Raw genomic sequence first — 13,546 nt, 5'->3', positions numbered from 1 at the left:
TGATTCGCGGAAGGATCAGGTCGTGAGTTACCTGGTCGGGCGATCCGACGAAACCGCACGACTGCTCGCGCTGCTGCAAGAGGCGCGGGAGTCTCGTGGCGGGGCATTGCTGCTGCTGGGGGAGCCGGGTATCGGTAAGAGCGCGCTCCTCGACCATCTCGCTCAGGCCTCCTCAGGCTTCCTGATCATGCGCGCGTCCGGCGCCGAGTTCGAGACGGAACTGCCGTACTCGGCGCTGCATCAGCTGTGCGCCCCGGTGCTGGAACACCTCGACGCACTGCCCGCACCCCACCGCACCGCGTTGCGGATCGCGTTCGGCCTGGACACCGGCACCCCGGACCCGTTCCTGGCCGGCGCGGCGGCGCTGGGTCTGCTGCTCGAGAACGATCGGCCGCTGCTGTGCCTCATCGATGACGCACAGTGGCTGGACCATGCCTCGGCCCGCGCGTTGGCGTTCGTGGCCCGCCGGATCGGCGCCGAACGCGTCGCGATGGTGTTCGCCGCGCGGGAAGACGTGGGCGGGCTGGAGCAGCTACCCCGGGTCGACGTGGAGCAATTGAGCGAATCCGAGGCACGCGCGTTGCTGGTGCGCGAGGTCCCCGCCTCGCTGGACGAGCGGGTGCGCGACCGCATCCTGGCCGAGGCGCGCGGCAACCCGCTCGCCCTGCTGGAACTGCCGAGGACCGCGGGATTGGCGGGCATGGCAGGGGGATTCGATCTGCCCGCGCCGCGCGCCGCCGAACGCAGCTTCCGTGCCCGCCTCGCGACTCTGTCGCCCGAGGTGCGGTTACTGCTCACCGTCGCCGCCGCGGAGCCGGTCGGCGATCCCGGACTGCTGTGGCCCGCGGCGAAGCTCCTGGGTGTCGAAGGTGCTGCGGCCGAGGACGTTTCGCTGGTCGAGTTCGGCACCCGCGTTCGGTTCATCCACCCGCTGGCCCGCTCGGCGGTGTATCAAGCCGCGACCGCCGCCGAGCGTCGCCGCGCCCACGGTGCGCTCGCTCAGGTGAGCGACCCGGTGACCGACCCCGACCGGGTGGCCTGGCATCGCGCGCTGGCCAGCGCGGGGCCGGACGAGGAGGTCGCGGTCGCGCTGACCCGATCGGCGAATCGGGCGCAGGCGCGCGGCGGAGTCGCCGCCGCGGCGGCGTTCCTGGAACGGGCCGCCGCCTTGACGCTCGACCCGGATCTACGTACCGAGCGGGTGCTCGCGGCGGTCGAGGCCAAGCTGTCGGTCGGGGATTTCGGCGTCGCCGCCGAACTGCTCTCGACCCTGGACTCCGACGATCCGCGCGTCGACCTGCTGCGCGGCCGGATCTCCTTCGCCCGCTTCCGCGGCGGCGACCAGCCGACCGACCACCTGCTCCGTGCTGCCACCCGGCTGGCGGACCGCGACCCGGTCGGTTCGCGCGAGTGCTATGTGGACGCGATCGAGATGAGCCTGCTGACCGGCGGATTCGACGCGGTGATCGAGGCCGCGCGCACCGCGCCGCCGCACCCGGAACCACCGACCAGCGCCGACCTCATCCTCGACGGCATGATCGCGCTGACCGTCGAGGGGCATCAGGCGGCCGCGAAGCTGCTGCGCCCCGTCGTCGCCGACGCTGCCGACGCGGCTTGGACGCGCTGGCCGACCCTCGGCTTCCTGCTCGCCCTCGAGCTGTGGGACATCGACGCGATGCGCGGCATAGCCACCCGGGTCACCGCGTCCGGCCGCGAGGTCGGCTCCTTCCACATGCTGCCGATCGGGTTGGCCATGCTCGCCACGGTCACCGCGTACTCCGGCGACTTCGGCGCCGCGACGGCGATGATCGCCGAGGAGGAGGCGATCGCGGAGGCCACCGGCGCCGCCCCGCTCGTCTATCCGCGAATTCATCTGGCCGCCTTGCGTGGTCGGCGCGCCGAGGCCGAAAAGCTGTTCGCCGGTGTCGGCCCGCACATGACCCTCAGCGTGCAGTACGCCACCGCCGTGCTCAGCAACGGGCTCGCCGATTACCCCGCGGCGATGCGGGCGGCCGAACGTGCCGTCGCCACCGGCGATCTGGGACTGGCGGGCCTCGCGCTCCCCGAACTGGTCGAGGCGGCGGTGCGCTGCCACGAACCGGACGTCGCTCGTGCCGCGCTCGCGACGCTTGCCGAACGCGCAGGCGGGCACCCGTTCGGGCTCGGAATTCAAACGTATGCAAAAGCTTTGGTCTACGACGACGAGGACTCCTACCGTCTAGCCGTGTCGCTGCTCGATTCCAGCACCTTCGCCGTCGCGGCCGGTCGTGCCCACCTCGTCTACGGCGAATGGCTGCGCCGCCAAGGTCGCCGCCGCGACGCCAGAACCGAACTGCGGCACGCCCATGAGGTGTTCGCTGCGCTCGGCGCCGAGGCCTTCGCGGCCCGCGCGGCCGGCGAACTCCGTGCCACCGGCGAGCACACCCGCAGCCGATCCGCCGACGTCTCCGACGCGCTCACCGTGCAGGAAGTACACATCGCCCGCTTGGTCGCCGAGGGCGCAACCTCGAAAGAAGTAGCAGCCAAACTGTTCCTGAGTCCGCGCACCGTAGATGCCCACCTACGCAACATCTTTCGCAAGTTGGGCATCACCTCCCGCCGTCAACTCCGAGATCTCCCGGACCTGCGCTAGCCGCCGCATGGTCGAAACGCGGCAACGGCCGGACCCCCGCCTGTGTTCCGCGCCACCGGCCCGCCGTGACCGCGGTCGGCTATGGTCGACTCGCTCTCCTCGACCACTACCCTGCGGCGGATTCCATGCTGATCGAGCTCGTACTTGCGGCGGTTGCCGTACTGGAGGCCATCGGACTGGTGGTGCTGCTCGTGCTGCTGGTGGGCAGCCGCCGCCGGTCCGCGGAGCTGCAACGCCGGCTCGACGACTTGCAGCGCAGGTTCGACGCCCGGCAACTGCTGCGTAATGGTGGACGGGAAGCGGTGAAAACCGTATGGGATACCGCGAATCTGTTGCGCAAAAAAGGGTTCCGTGGTGCGGTCCTCACCTCGATCGAGAACCTGGCGGGCTGGGCGCAGGTCGAACGACCGGACCTGGCGGGCCTGACACCCGACGGTCACGTGGTGATCATGTTCTCCGACATCGAAGGGTCCACCGCCCTCAACGAACGCCTCGGCGACCAGGCCTGGGTCAAGCTGCTCGACCGGCACGACCGCCTGACCCGCCAGTGCGTCGCCGAACACGGCGGGCACATCGTGAAAAGTCAGGGCGACGGCTTCATGATCGCCTTCGCCGAGCCCGATCAAGCCGTCTGCTGCGCTCTGGACATGCAGGCTGCCCTGCACAACTCGGGCAAATCGGTTGGCCGCGAACGTGTTCGCGTGCGGATCGGCATCCACATGGGCAAGTCTGTCCGTCGCGGCGACGACCTCTTCGGGCGCAACGTAGCCATGGCTGCCCGGGTGGCCGACCAAGCAGACGGCGGTGAAATCCTCATCAGCACCCCGGTCCACGACGCCATCGCCGACCACCCCGACATCACCGTCACCGCCGAGCGCCAGGTCGAACTCAAGGGCCTGCACGGCACCCACCACCTCTACACCGTCGAACGCACCCGCACTGCGTCAACCGAACGCCGCTCGTAGCTCGTCGCCTGGCGTTTGGTAGACATCAACTGAACAGCTACGGGGAGGAGCGGTGCAGCAGATGGCGGATCGCGAGAAAGCTCAGCCGTCGCCTGCGGTGACCGGGTGGACGGTCGGGCTGGTGTGTGTGGCGATCGTGGCGAGTGGGGTCATCGTCGGTGGGCTGCTGCACGAGCGGGAGCCGGAGCTGACGACCAAGCCGGTGCCTACCGCTACCCCTACCTCGTCCCGACCGCCGGTTGACAGCTCCTATGTCACTCCGCCTGTCGTGTTCCCGGTGGAGATTCCTGGTTGTGCTGTGGTGGCGCCGCCTACCGAGGGCGGTTTGATGTCGTGGGTGGGTTCCTCCCCGTTGGACTACGACAATCCGGCGTATCCGTGGTTCTCCGGTCCGAAGGCCGTCGCGATGTCGCGGGCGCTGCGCGATGCGTTGCCGGATGATGTCGATGTCGGCTTTGCGTCCGTCGAGGGGTCGCTGCTGTTCGAGCCCATCCTCGGCGGTCCGGAGGACGCCGAACTGCCGGCGGGAGTGGACGGCTGGACCACTGCGAGTGGCACGCTGCGCCGGGGCGCGGGGGAGGGTTGGCTGATGGTGTCGGTGCGGCAGTCCGCAGCATCGGTTCCGCCTTGTGTCGCAGGGAATCTCGATGAGCGTCGTCAGCTCGCCGATGGCACGACGGTCGATGTGCAGGACACCTGGTACGAGATCAATAAGGTTCGCACGCTGTCCCGCACCGCCCACGCGTATCTGCCGGACGGTACCGAGGTCACCACCGCCGTCACTGATGACCGGCCGGACGACAGCGGTAATTCCGGCACGGTGCCGTTGACGGTCGACGAGCTCGCGGCCCTGGCCGCCGCGCCTGGCCTGCGCGTCACGACCCCGGTGCCGCCGGGTACCCCCAACGTTCCCGAAAGCTGTTCCGGCGTAATGGAACCCGGTGGGAAGATCGACGAGAGTATTACTCGCCGGTTGGACGCGGTGCTGGCGCGTATCCCGCTCGACGGTCTCACCCTCGACCGGCCGCTCGGGCAGTTGCGGCCGGCGGACCTCGGCACGAATGGGGTGTGTCAAGCGGTGCGGATCAGCACGCCGGGGCGGGAGTCACGGCTGAACGTCTCGATCGCCACGCAACAGCGCCTTCCGGACGACGCGCCGTCCAACCGTTACGGTGTCCGCGTGACGACCCGGCGACTTCCGGATGGGACGGTCATCGAGACCGGGGAGTCACGGTTTACGGTGCAGTCGCAAAAGCCTGGGGCGCAGCCCGTGCCGGAAACCGAGCGCACGGTCACCGTCACTCGCCCGTCAGGCACTCGTATCCAAGTGTCCTCCACCGCCGCCGACCCGATCGAACCTCTTCCCCTCGCGCAGCTCGAAGCGATCGCCACGACCCCCGATCTCGAGGTGCGGTGATGGCGCCGATCCCGGGCTTGCGCAATCTGGTACTGGCCGCTGCCGCGGCGGTAATCACCAGTGCCGGAGCCGTTTACGTCCTGATGCAACCCGCCGACACCACCCGCAAGATCACCGGTACAGTGGCCGCCGCTCCAGGCCTCGCCTGGTCGGTCGATGCCGCCGCCACCTACGACGGCGCGTCCCCCGAATTCCGTGATCCGGTCCCCGGCACCGAATACGACATCGGCGGTGCGAGTTTCGTCGACGCGGGCGACACCCTCGTCGCCGTGGTCGGCTCCTCGGACGGTGATATGTCCCTGCGAAATCCGACGATGGTCGGTATCGACGCCGCGACCGGCGCGGTGCGCTGGCGTACCCCTGCCGCTCACCTCGGTGGTTGTGCGCGGGCCCCGCTCGACAACCACCTCGTCTGCTTCACCGGACCGTCCGAGCCGCCCGCTCTGGTCGGCTACGACATCGGCAGCGGCGAGGTCACGCGCACGTCCCTCGAGTGGTCGGTCTTCGCCCTCGCGACCGACGAGAATCGCCTGTACCTCGCCGAAGGCGATGTCGAGTCCGACGATGTACGCGTGCATTCCGGCACCCTCGCCGACCCTGACGCCCACTGGACCCGTGCGTTCACCATGGGCACCGCCTGGGAATCCCTGCCTACCGACGCACTGGACGTCTCGCAGGGGCAGGGCCTCTTCGAGCTCGGCACCACCCTCGCCGGATTCGACCTGGGCACCGGCACACCCACCTGGACTGCGGAGCTGGCCGGGTGTTCCCGTACAACCCGAACGAATCCGGCGCTGGTCGTGCGGATCCACACCGACTGCTCCGGCTACCGGATCACCGGCTCCGACATCCTCGACCACACCGGGCGGGTGCTGGCCACCACGAATCACGAAGCCGCCCATAGCCTTTCGATCGACCTGCCGACCGACGACACCGTTCCCGTGCTGCTCGGGGACGGCGCTTACGATCGCCGCACCGGAAAGCTGTTGTGGACCAGCCCCGATCTCGTGACCCAGCCGCGCGCGACCCAAAGTGAGTACGGGAACGCCACTTCCGGTTCCGCGATCGCACTGCTCGGCGACGTCGCACTGCTCCGAGATGACGCCGCAGGCACCACGACCGGGCTGGATATGCGCACCGGACGCCGACTGTGGCAGCACGCGACCGAGCGTTCCGGCACACCGAACGCGTGGGACGGCGAGGTCGTCGTATTCGCCGACTCGACCGGTCTGTGGGCGATCGACCCGAAATCCGGCAGCACGGTGTGGGACATCCCGTTCCGTGCGGTGACCGACGTCCCCGACGCCCTCAGCGACGGCGGCCGGCTGACTGTCCGCGGCAAGGGGCACTACGGCTACGCCTCCGCACGCACGTTGATCAGCCTGCGCCCGCTGGGGCGGTAGACCGACGTTTTTACCTGAGACAGTTCGTCACAGGGAGGTAGGGTGGGCATGTCAGAGCTCGTTCCCGCGCAGCGTGGTTAAGGACCCCCATGCCATCGAATTTCGCTCTCAAGACAATGAACACAGCTCATCGCGCCCTCTTGAAGGTCAGTTGCGGCAAGCTGGGCAACGACTTCAGCGGGATGCCGTCGATCGAACTCGTGACCATCGGACGTAAGTCCGGTCGCCCGCACGCGGTGATGCTGACCGCGCCGATCGTCGACGGCGACACCTACGTCGTCGTCGCCTCCCGCGGCGGCGACCCGCAACATCCGGCCTGGCTGCACAATGTGCGCGACAACCCGGATGTCCAGGTTTCGGTGCGCAGCGGACCCCGGCAACCGATGACCGCCCGCATCGCGAACGCCGAAGAGCGGGCCGAACTGTGGCCGCGCGTGATCGCCGCGCAGAAGGTCTACGCCGGTTATCAGAAGAAGACGACACGCGAGATCCCGCTGGTCCTGCTGACGCCGAAGCCCGCCTCGGCCAACTGACCGGCTAGCGGCTCGGTCGGGCGATTCGCTTCCGCGGCAGAGGGAATGGCATGGACGAAGCGGGGTCGTACATCATTCGCGGCGGTATCCAAGGGCGAGAACGGGTGCGCGGCTTGGCCGGCGTGCTGGCGCCGCGCACTCGGGCAATGCTCGAGCAGCTACCGGTCCGCCCGGGTGATCGGTGCTGGGACGTCGGTTCCGGCGGCGGCGACGTGACACTGATGATCGCGGACATGGTCGGCCGGACCGGTCGGGTACTCGGCACCGACCTCGACCCTGCCAAAGTGGCGCTGGCCGAAGCCGAAGCCGCCGCGTATCCGCAGGTGGAATACCGAGTCGCCGACATCACGGCGGAGCTGCCGGCGGAAACCTTCGACATCGCGCACGCCCGTTTCCTGCTCTCGCACCTGACCGACCCCGCCGCGGCCGTCGCCGCCATCGCCCGGACACTCCGGCCGGGCGGCACCCTGGCCGTCGCGGACGTCGACTTCAGCGCGCCCCTCTGCTGTCCCGACTCACCCGCTTTCCGCGCCTACCACGACCTCTACATTCGCACCGGTCGCCACCGGGGTGCCGATCCACTGATCGGCCCCCGGCTGCCCGCGCTGCTGCACAACGCAGGCCTCACCGACATCCACATCCAGGTGAACCAACCCGCCGAACCGGACCCCGCCACCAAACTCGTCCACGTCCTCACCCTCGAGAACATCGCGGACGCCGCGCTCCCCGCCGACCTGACCAGCACCGCCGAACTCGACGCCATCCTCACCGATCTCCGTGCGGCAGTAGATGATTCATCGATAGTGCTGGCCGCTCCCCGAATGGTCCAGACCTGGGGCCGCACGCCGCGATGATCGCACCGCCCCGACCGTCAAGCGGCATCCAGGGCGGCGCGGAGCATGGCGAAGGCGCGCCGGGCGGCGGCGACGGCTTCGGGGTGCACCTCATCAAGTGCTCGGCCACCGGCTAGCTCGCGGAGATTCTCCTCGGCGAGCACCCGCAGGGTAATGATCACCTGGTGCGCGGCCACCCGCGCGGCGACACCGCCGGAGACGGCTCCGGCGTCGACCAGGGCTGCGGCGAGCTCCTCGGCGCCCTTGGCTACGAAACCGAGCACCCGCGCCGACAGGCTGGGCGTGGTCTCGAACATCTGGTGCAGCGCAAGCACTTCCGGGTCATCGTTGAGCCCGGTGATCGGATCGTGCGCGTCGAGCGCGGCCAGGAAGTGCCGCCGCAGCGCGTTCAGCGGAGCCTCGCCGGAGCGCCGATCGCGGACGACCCTGGCGGCCTCCTGCTCATGGTCGATGATCCGGTGCAGCACCAGATCTTCTTTGGTGGGGAAGTATTTGAACAGCGTCGGCTTGGAAACCTCTGCGCGCGCGGCGATCTCGGCGCAGGAGACCTCATCGAAGCCGGACTCCAGAAACATCTCGATCGCCGTATCGGCGATGGCCGTCCGGGTCCGCTGCTTCTTCCGCTCCCGCAGGCCACCTTCTGCTCCCATGGCGTGAGCGTACCAAAATGCAACCGAGGCAATGTAGACAGTGTATGTATATATTGACTTAGTTAACTATTCAGGTCGACACGGCCGAACTCGGGAGTCTGCATGCGTATCGGTATTGCCCTGCCCACCAACCACACTCGACTGTCCACAACAGCCGACCCGGTGCAGACCCTCATCGGCCAGGTCGCGGAACTGGCGGCAGCCGGGCTGGACGCCGCCTGGTTCATCCAGCGTTTCGACCACGACGCCCTCACCGTGGCCGCACTCGCCGCACGCGAAGTACCGGACATCGCGGTCGGCACCGCGGTGGTCCCGATCTACCCTCGGCACCCGATCACGCTCGCGATACAGGCTCGGACCGTGCAGGCCACCAGCCACGGCCGCCTCACCCTCGGCCTCGGAATGTCGATCGCCTCGTTCGTCGAACAGACCTACGGAGTAGCGCCGCACCCTCGGATCCGGCATCTTCGTGACTATCTGAAAGTGTTGCGCGCCTTGCTGGATGACGGAGCGGTGGAACTCGAAGGTGACACCTTAATCGCCCGAACTCCCCGGTCGGAACCGTTGCACGGCGTGCGGCCCCGCGTGCCGGTCCTGGTCGCGGCGGCAGGCGAGCTGACACTGCGCGCCGGCGCGGAGCTCGCCGACGGCGTGATCCCGATCCTCTCCGGTCCACGCACCCTGGCCGACTACACCGTGCCCACCCTCACCCGTTATGCCGAGGCGGCGGGACGGCCGACACCACGGATCGCCGTGATCGTCTCCGGGGTGGTGACCGCCGACGTGGCCGGAGCCCGCGCGCGGGCCGAAGAGAATATGCAGCCCTACGCGACGATCCCGGCGTACCGCGCTGCCCTGGATCGGGAAGGCGTGCACCATCCGGCCGACCTGGTCGCCATCGGTGACGAGCAGCTACTGGCCGATCAGGTCGCCGCGTATCGCGAAGCGGGAGCAACGGAACTCATCTACACGCAAACCGCGATCGGTTCACCGGACGACGAACCGCGCACCTGGAAACTGCTGGGCGAACTGGCCGCGAGTTTCCGTAGCGGATTCTGATCAGGTGCTCACCGGCGGATCTCGTGTGGATTGTGTGGACGAGTGGTGGAGGCGTCGGTTACTCGAGTGAGACTGGCGGGGTGAACGGGACTTGGGAGTTGTGGGGTGGGGTGGTGCTCGGCGCGATCGCCGCGCTGCCGGTGGCGGGTGTGGTGGCGTGGTGGCTGGCTCGGTGGCGCGGGTGGCGGGTGGCGCTGTGCGAGGTCGGGATGGTGGTGGGTACCGCGCCGTGGTTGTGGATGATCCTCACGCCCAAGGGATCTGGGCGTTCGTTGAATCTGGTGCCGCTGCGTGATCTGGCCGATCAGCTGAGCGACGGGAGGGTGATCGAGCAGTTCGGTGGGAATCTGCTGGTCTTCGCCGCGCTCGGGTTCCTGCTGCCGGTGCGCTTCGCCTGGTTCACTCGCTCGTACCGCGTCCTGCTGGTCGGCGCCTGCGCGTCGATCGTGGTGGAGGCAGTGCAGTTCGCGCTCGCCATCGGCCGGCACTCGTCGGTCGATGACGTGCTGTTGAACGCTACCGGCGCCTACCTCGCGGCCCAGCTCTCCCGGCATTGGTGGGCGTTGCGCGCATAGCTCGCCCGGTCAGGGTCCCTTCGGATCGACCATCGCGGCCATCGCAACGGCGCGACTCGACGGCGACAGATCGCATCGGATCAACGCCGCGGCTCTGCGGAACTCGGCCGAATGTGCTTCCGCCGCTTGCGTTGCCGTGGCGGCGAGGAACGTCGAATCGATGCTGGCGACGTGATCGGCGATGCGCCGGGTCTCCGGCAGGCCCAGGCTTGCGGCGATCGTCAACGCGGTCTTCCAGTGCTTGCGCGCGACCGAGAAGTGCGCAGAGCAATAACTGACCGTGGCGATGGCGTCGTAGGCCAGCATTTCCTCATACGGCGAGCCGGACGCATAGGCGATGTGCAGCGCGCGTTCGTAGTGGGCGAGCGCTTCCCGGTAGTGACCCTGCCTGCGATGGATATCGCCGATACCCAGATACGCGCAACACTTGAGAATCAGATCATTGCTGCGCTCGGCCCGCGCCAGCGCCACCCGGAAACTTTCCACCGCTGTGTCGTACTGCTTCAGCTGACAATAGGTATTGCCGATGCGGATCGAAAAATAGTTGTGGAAAAGGGTATTCGGCGACATCGGCGTCAACGTTTTACGCGCGTCCTCCAGGTGTGCGAGCGCGTCGTCATATTTGTCGACCCGCATGTCGGCATCGCTGATGCGCATGAGGGCGCTGGCGCGCAGGTACGGATCGCCGGTTTCGTCGGCGATATCGACGGCTTGCCGCAGATAGTCGACGGCGTCCGCGCAGTGTCCCATCCGCTCGTGGACCTGCCCGAGCCCTTGCAGCGCATAGCCTTCCATGTACCTGTTACCGCTGGACCGGGACAACGACAGCGCTTGGTGGTACCCCATCAGCGCATCCCGATACCGCGCCAGCCGGAAGTAGACCAGCCCGCTGTGGTGCATGGCCCGCGCCGCGTTGGCCTGGTCGCGCATGCCGTGCGCCAGCCCGACGGCGTCGTTCAGCACCACCAGCGCCTGCTGGCAATGCCGCATCCGCCAGAGTGTGTAGCCCAGGTTGACCAGCAAACGGCACTCTTCGGCATGCTGGCCGCTGCTGCGCGCCACTTCGACCGCGTCGAAATGCAAGGTGATCGCGTCGTCGGAGCAGCGCAGGCCCGTCACGTAGGGCCACCAGAGGATTTCGGAGAACAGCCTGGTGTAGCCGGACCAGCGGGCCTTGGTCGCCTCGCGGGCGATCGCCAGCAAGTTGAGCCGTTCGCTGTGTAACCAGGTCACGCACTCGTGATGAGTGACGAGCGCGGGCGTCGGCGTCGTCGGCCTGGGCAGATCGGCGACGCGGAAGGTGCGGTCGGGCAGTATTCGGGTGCCGACCGCCCACGCGGCATACCGGTAGTAGTCGAACAGCCGGGTCAGCGCCGCATCGCCGTCGAGATCAGACGGCTCGCTCAGTGTCGCTGCGTAATCGCGTACCAAACTGTGGAACCGATAGCGCTCGGACACAACTTGTTCCAGCAGATGCACATCGACGAGCGCCTCCAGGATCTGCTCGGCGGCGTCGATCCCGATATCGGCGAGGGCGGCGGTGGCGTAGGTGTCGAAGTCGCGGCCGGGGTGCAGGCCGAGCAGCCGGAAGACGCGCTGCTGATCGCTCGACAGGTCTTGGAAACTGGCGGTGAGGGCGGCCGCTACGCTGCGGGATCCCGCGGACAGGTGTTCCAGCCGGCTGGGATGTCGGAGCCGCTCGGCCAACCGGTCGATCGGCCAGACCGGCCGGGCGCGCAGCCGTCCGGCCGCGATGCGAATGGCCAGCGGCAGATAACCGCACAACCGGACGGTTTCCTGCACCGCCTCGGGCTCCGCCGCGACGCGCTCGTCGTGCACGATGGTGGTGAACAGCGCGGTGGCGTCTTCGCGTGAAAACACGTCCAGTGACAGGGTTCTGGAGACTTCCAGGTCGACGAGCCTGCGCCTGCTCGTGATCAGCACCAGGCAGCTGGCCGTGCCGGGCAGCAGCGGCCGCACCTGATCGACGTCGGCGACGTTGTCCAGCACCAGCAGCGCCGACCGGGCGGCGATTCTGGTGCGCCACATGGCGGCTCGCGCATCCAGATCCGGCGGTATCGACTCGCTCGGCACGCCCACCGCGCGCAACAGCCGGTCCAGCGCGACCATCGGTTCGACGGGCGCGCTCTCGGCGGCGTGCCCGTGCAGGTCGATATAGAGCTGGGCGTCGGGAAAGCGGCTGCTGAGCCGGTGCGCCGCGTGAATCGCGAGCGTCGTCTTACCCACTCCGGCCATGCCGTCGATAGCCTCGATCAACACGGTCGGGCGAGCCGCTTCCGGCGGTATGTCGGCGAGGAGCCGGTCCATCTCGCCGGTGCGGCCGGTGAAGTCCGCGATGTCGCCGGGCAGCTGATTTCGGCTGGGCAGCACCTCGGGCTGGAACTCGGTCTTGTCCCCGCCGCCGATCTCGCCCGGTGCGGGGGCGCCCTCGGCAGCCATATTCGCGGCGGGCCGGGCCGCCTCCTGCTCGAGGCCTGCGAAATCGGTTGTGCTGTAGAGCGATTCATGCCGACCGGTCGGTGCCGATACGCCACCCAGTGGCGGCTCGATCTCGTCGCGCAGGATTCTGCGGTGCAGCTCGCGCAGTTCGCGTCCCGGTTCGATCCCGATCTCGTCGGCGAGATGGCGCTGCGCGTCCTGGAAGACCAGCAGCGCCTCGGCTTGCCGCCCGCAGTGGTAGAGCCCGAGCATGAGCAGCGTCCGAAACCGTTCCTGCAGCGGATAAGAGGTGACCAGCGGGGCGAGCTCGGCGACGGCTTCGGCGTGCTGGCCGCGGGCGAGCTTGATCGCGGCGCGGTGCTCGAGCGCGGTCAGGTAGCGCTCCTGCAACCTGCGGCGTTCGGCCTCGATGATGGGGCCCGCCAGGCCGCTGAACGGTTCGCCGCGCCACAGTGCCAACGCGGCATCGGTGTGCGTGGCGGCCGCGGCGAGGTCGCTGTCGCGCCGGCATCGCTCGGCGGTAGCGAGCAGCCGGTCGAACGCGACGTGGTCGGACAGCGAGGGGTCGCCGTGGAGCACGTAGCCGGTCTCCGCCCACACCAGCGCGGGTTCGGTGGCCTTGCGGCACGGCGCCAAGGCGCGACGCAGCCTGCTGACGTAGGTCTGCACACCGTTGCGCGCGTCACCAGGGGGGTGTTCGCCCCACACCCCGTCGATGATCGCGTTCACCGTTACCGGCCGGTTCATCTCCAGCATCAGTGCCGCAAGCACCGCTTGCTGTTTCGCTGGGCCCAGCTCGATTTCACAGTCGTCGCGCCTTGCTGTGAACGAACCGAGCACCCCGTATCTGATCTGCGTGTGCGCCATGGACAAGCCCTCCTGAACCATGTGCTACCAGCGCTGAGCATAGGTGGCGCCGGACTCCTCCGAGGGAGGAACACTGGATAGTTACCACTTTGACCAGTGATTTATGCGCTAGTACAGCGGCAGTTACGCAG

Annotated in this window: 10 protein-coding genes; 8 read left to right on the top strand and 2 right to left on the bottom strand. The window is 68.2% G+C overall.

Going from position 1 to position 13,546, the window contains the following annotated elements:
- The first annotated feature begins 22 nt into the window (after positions 1–22).
- From DBO33_RS22970 to DBO33_RS22945, 6 genes are all read left to right on the top strand, one after another.
- Entirely contained in the window at positions 23–2,632 is a 2,610-nt protein-coding gene (locus DBO33_RS22970) for an AAA family ATPase (RefSeq protein WP_107656882.1), read from the top strand.
- Between the two features lie 125 nt (positions 2,633–2,757).
- The gene (locus DBO33_RS22965) at positions 2,758–3,597 is read left to right on the top strand and encodes an adenylate/guanylate cyclase domain-containing protein (protein WP_107660523.1); all 840 of its coding nucleotides are present in this window, start codon (positions 2,758–2,760) and stop codon (positions 3,595–3,597) included.
- Between the two features lie 61 nt (positions 3,598–3,658).
- The gene (locus DBO33_RS22960; protein WP_107656881.1) at positions 3,659–5,014 is read left to right on the top strand and encodes a hypothetical protein; all 1,356 of its coding nucleotides are present in this window, start codon (positions 3,659–3,661) and stop codon (positions 5,012–5,014) included.
- Positions 5,014–6,417, top strand: a complete 1,404-nt coding sequence (locus tag DBO33_RS22955; protein WP_107660522.1) for an outer membrane protein assembly factor BamB family protein — start codon at positions 5,014–5,016, stop codon at positions 6,415–6,417. Before DBO33_RS22960 ends, DBO33_RS22955 begins: the two co-directional genes overlap by 1 nt.
- 89 nt (positions 6,418–6,506) lie before the next feature.
- Complete coding sequence (locus DBO33_RS22950) at positions 6,507–6,950, top strand: nitroreductase/quinone reductase family protein (RefSeq protein WP_107656880.1); 444 nt, start codon at positions 6,507–6,509, stop codon at positions 6,948–6,950.
- Positions 6,951–7,000: 50 nt separating this feature from the next.
- The gene (locus DBO33_RS22945) at positions 7,001–7,804 is read left to right on the top strand and encodes a methyltransferase domain-containing protein (protein ID WP_107656879.1); all 804 of its coding nucleotides are present in this window, start codon (positions 7,001–7,003) and stop codon (positions 7,802–7,804) included.
- A gap of 17 nt (positions 7,805–7,821) precedes the next feature.
- On the opposite strand, the gene DBO33_RS22940 is transcribed toward DBO33_RS22945, so the two are convergent.
- Complete coding sequence (locus DBO33_RS22940; protein ID WP_107656878.1) at positions 7,822–8,454, bottom strand: TetR/AcrR family transcriptional regulator; 633 nt, start codon at positions 8,452–8,454, stop codon at positions 7,822–7,824.
- 102 nt (positions 8,455–8,556) lie between these two features.
- On the opposite strand from DBO33_RS22940, the gene DBO33_RS22935 reads away from it, so the two are divergent.
- Positions 8,557–9,513, top strand: coding sequence for a TIGR03564 family F420-dependent LLM class oxidoreductase (locus DBO33_RS22935; protein WP_107656877.1), 957 nt, complete (start codon positions 8,557–8,559; stop codon positions 9,511–9,513).
- An 80-nt stretch (positions 9,514–9,593) separates the two neighbouring features.
- Complete coding sequence (locus DBO33_RS22930; RefSeq protein ID WP_107656876.1) at positions 9,594–10,088, top strand: VanZ family protein; 495 nt, start codon at positions 9,594–9,596, stop codon at positions 10,086–10,088.
- 9 nt (positions 10,089–10,097) lie between these two features.
- Here DBO33_RS22930 and DBO33_RS22925 read toward each other — a convergent pair whose 3' ends face one another.
- Positions 10,098–13,415, bottom strand: coding sequence for a BTAD domain-containing putative transcriptional regulator (locus DBO33_RS22925; RefSeq protein WP_159080416.1), 3,318 nt, complete (start codon positions 13,413–13,415; stop codon positions 10,098–10,100).
- Positions 13,416–13,546 lie beyond the last annotated feature (131 nt).

It is taken from the genome of Nocardia suismassiliense (genome assembly GCF_900269665.1).
In the GTDB taxonomy this organism is placed as follows: Bacteria; Actinomycetota; Actinomycetes; order Mycobacteriales; family Mycobacteriaceae; genus Nocardia; species Nocardia suismassiliense.
The sequence above is the reverse complement of the archived record's forward strand: the minus strand, read 5'-3'. Positions and strand labels throughout refer to the sequence as shown.

Bases quoted from the DNA above. Each gene is read 5' to 3' on its own strand.
- DBO33_RS22965 (WP_107660523.1), top strand. From the start codon at position 2,758: ATGCTGATCGAGCTCGTACTTGCGGCGGTTGCCGTACTGGAGGCCATC.
- DBO33_RS22960 (WP_107656881.1), top strand. From the start codon at position 3,659: ATGGCGGATCGCGAGAAAGCTCAGCCGTCGCCTGCGGTGACCGGGTGG.
- DBO33_RS22955 (WP_107660522.1), top strand. From the start codon at position 5,014: ATGGCGCCGATCCCGGGCTTGCGCAATCTGGTACTGGCCGCTGCCGCG.
- DBO33_RS22950 (WP_107656880.1), top strand. From the start codon at position 6,507: ATGCCATCGAATTTCGCTCTCAAGACAATGAACACAGCTCATCGCGCC.
- DBO33_RS22945 (WP_107656879.1), top strand. From the start codon at position 7,001: ATGGACGAAGCGGGGTCGTACATCATTCGCGGCGGTATCCAAGGGCGA.
- DBO33_RS22940 (WP_107656878.1), bottom strand. From the start codon at position 8,454: ATGGGAGCAGAAGGTGGCCTGCGGGAGCGGAAGAAGCAGCGGACCCGG.
- DBO33_RS22935 (WP_107656877.1), top strand. From the start codon at position 8,557: ATGCGTATCGGTATTGCCCTGCCCACCAACCACACTCGACTGTCCACA.
- DBO33_RS22925 (WP_159080416.1), bottom strand. From the start codon at position 13,415: ATGGCGCACACGCAGATCAGATACGGGGTGCTCGGTTCGTTCACAGCA.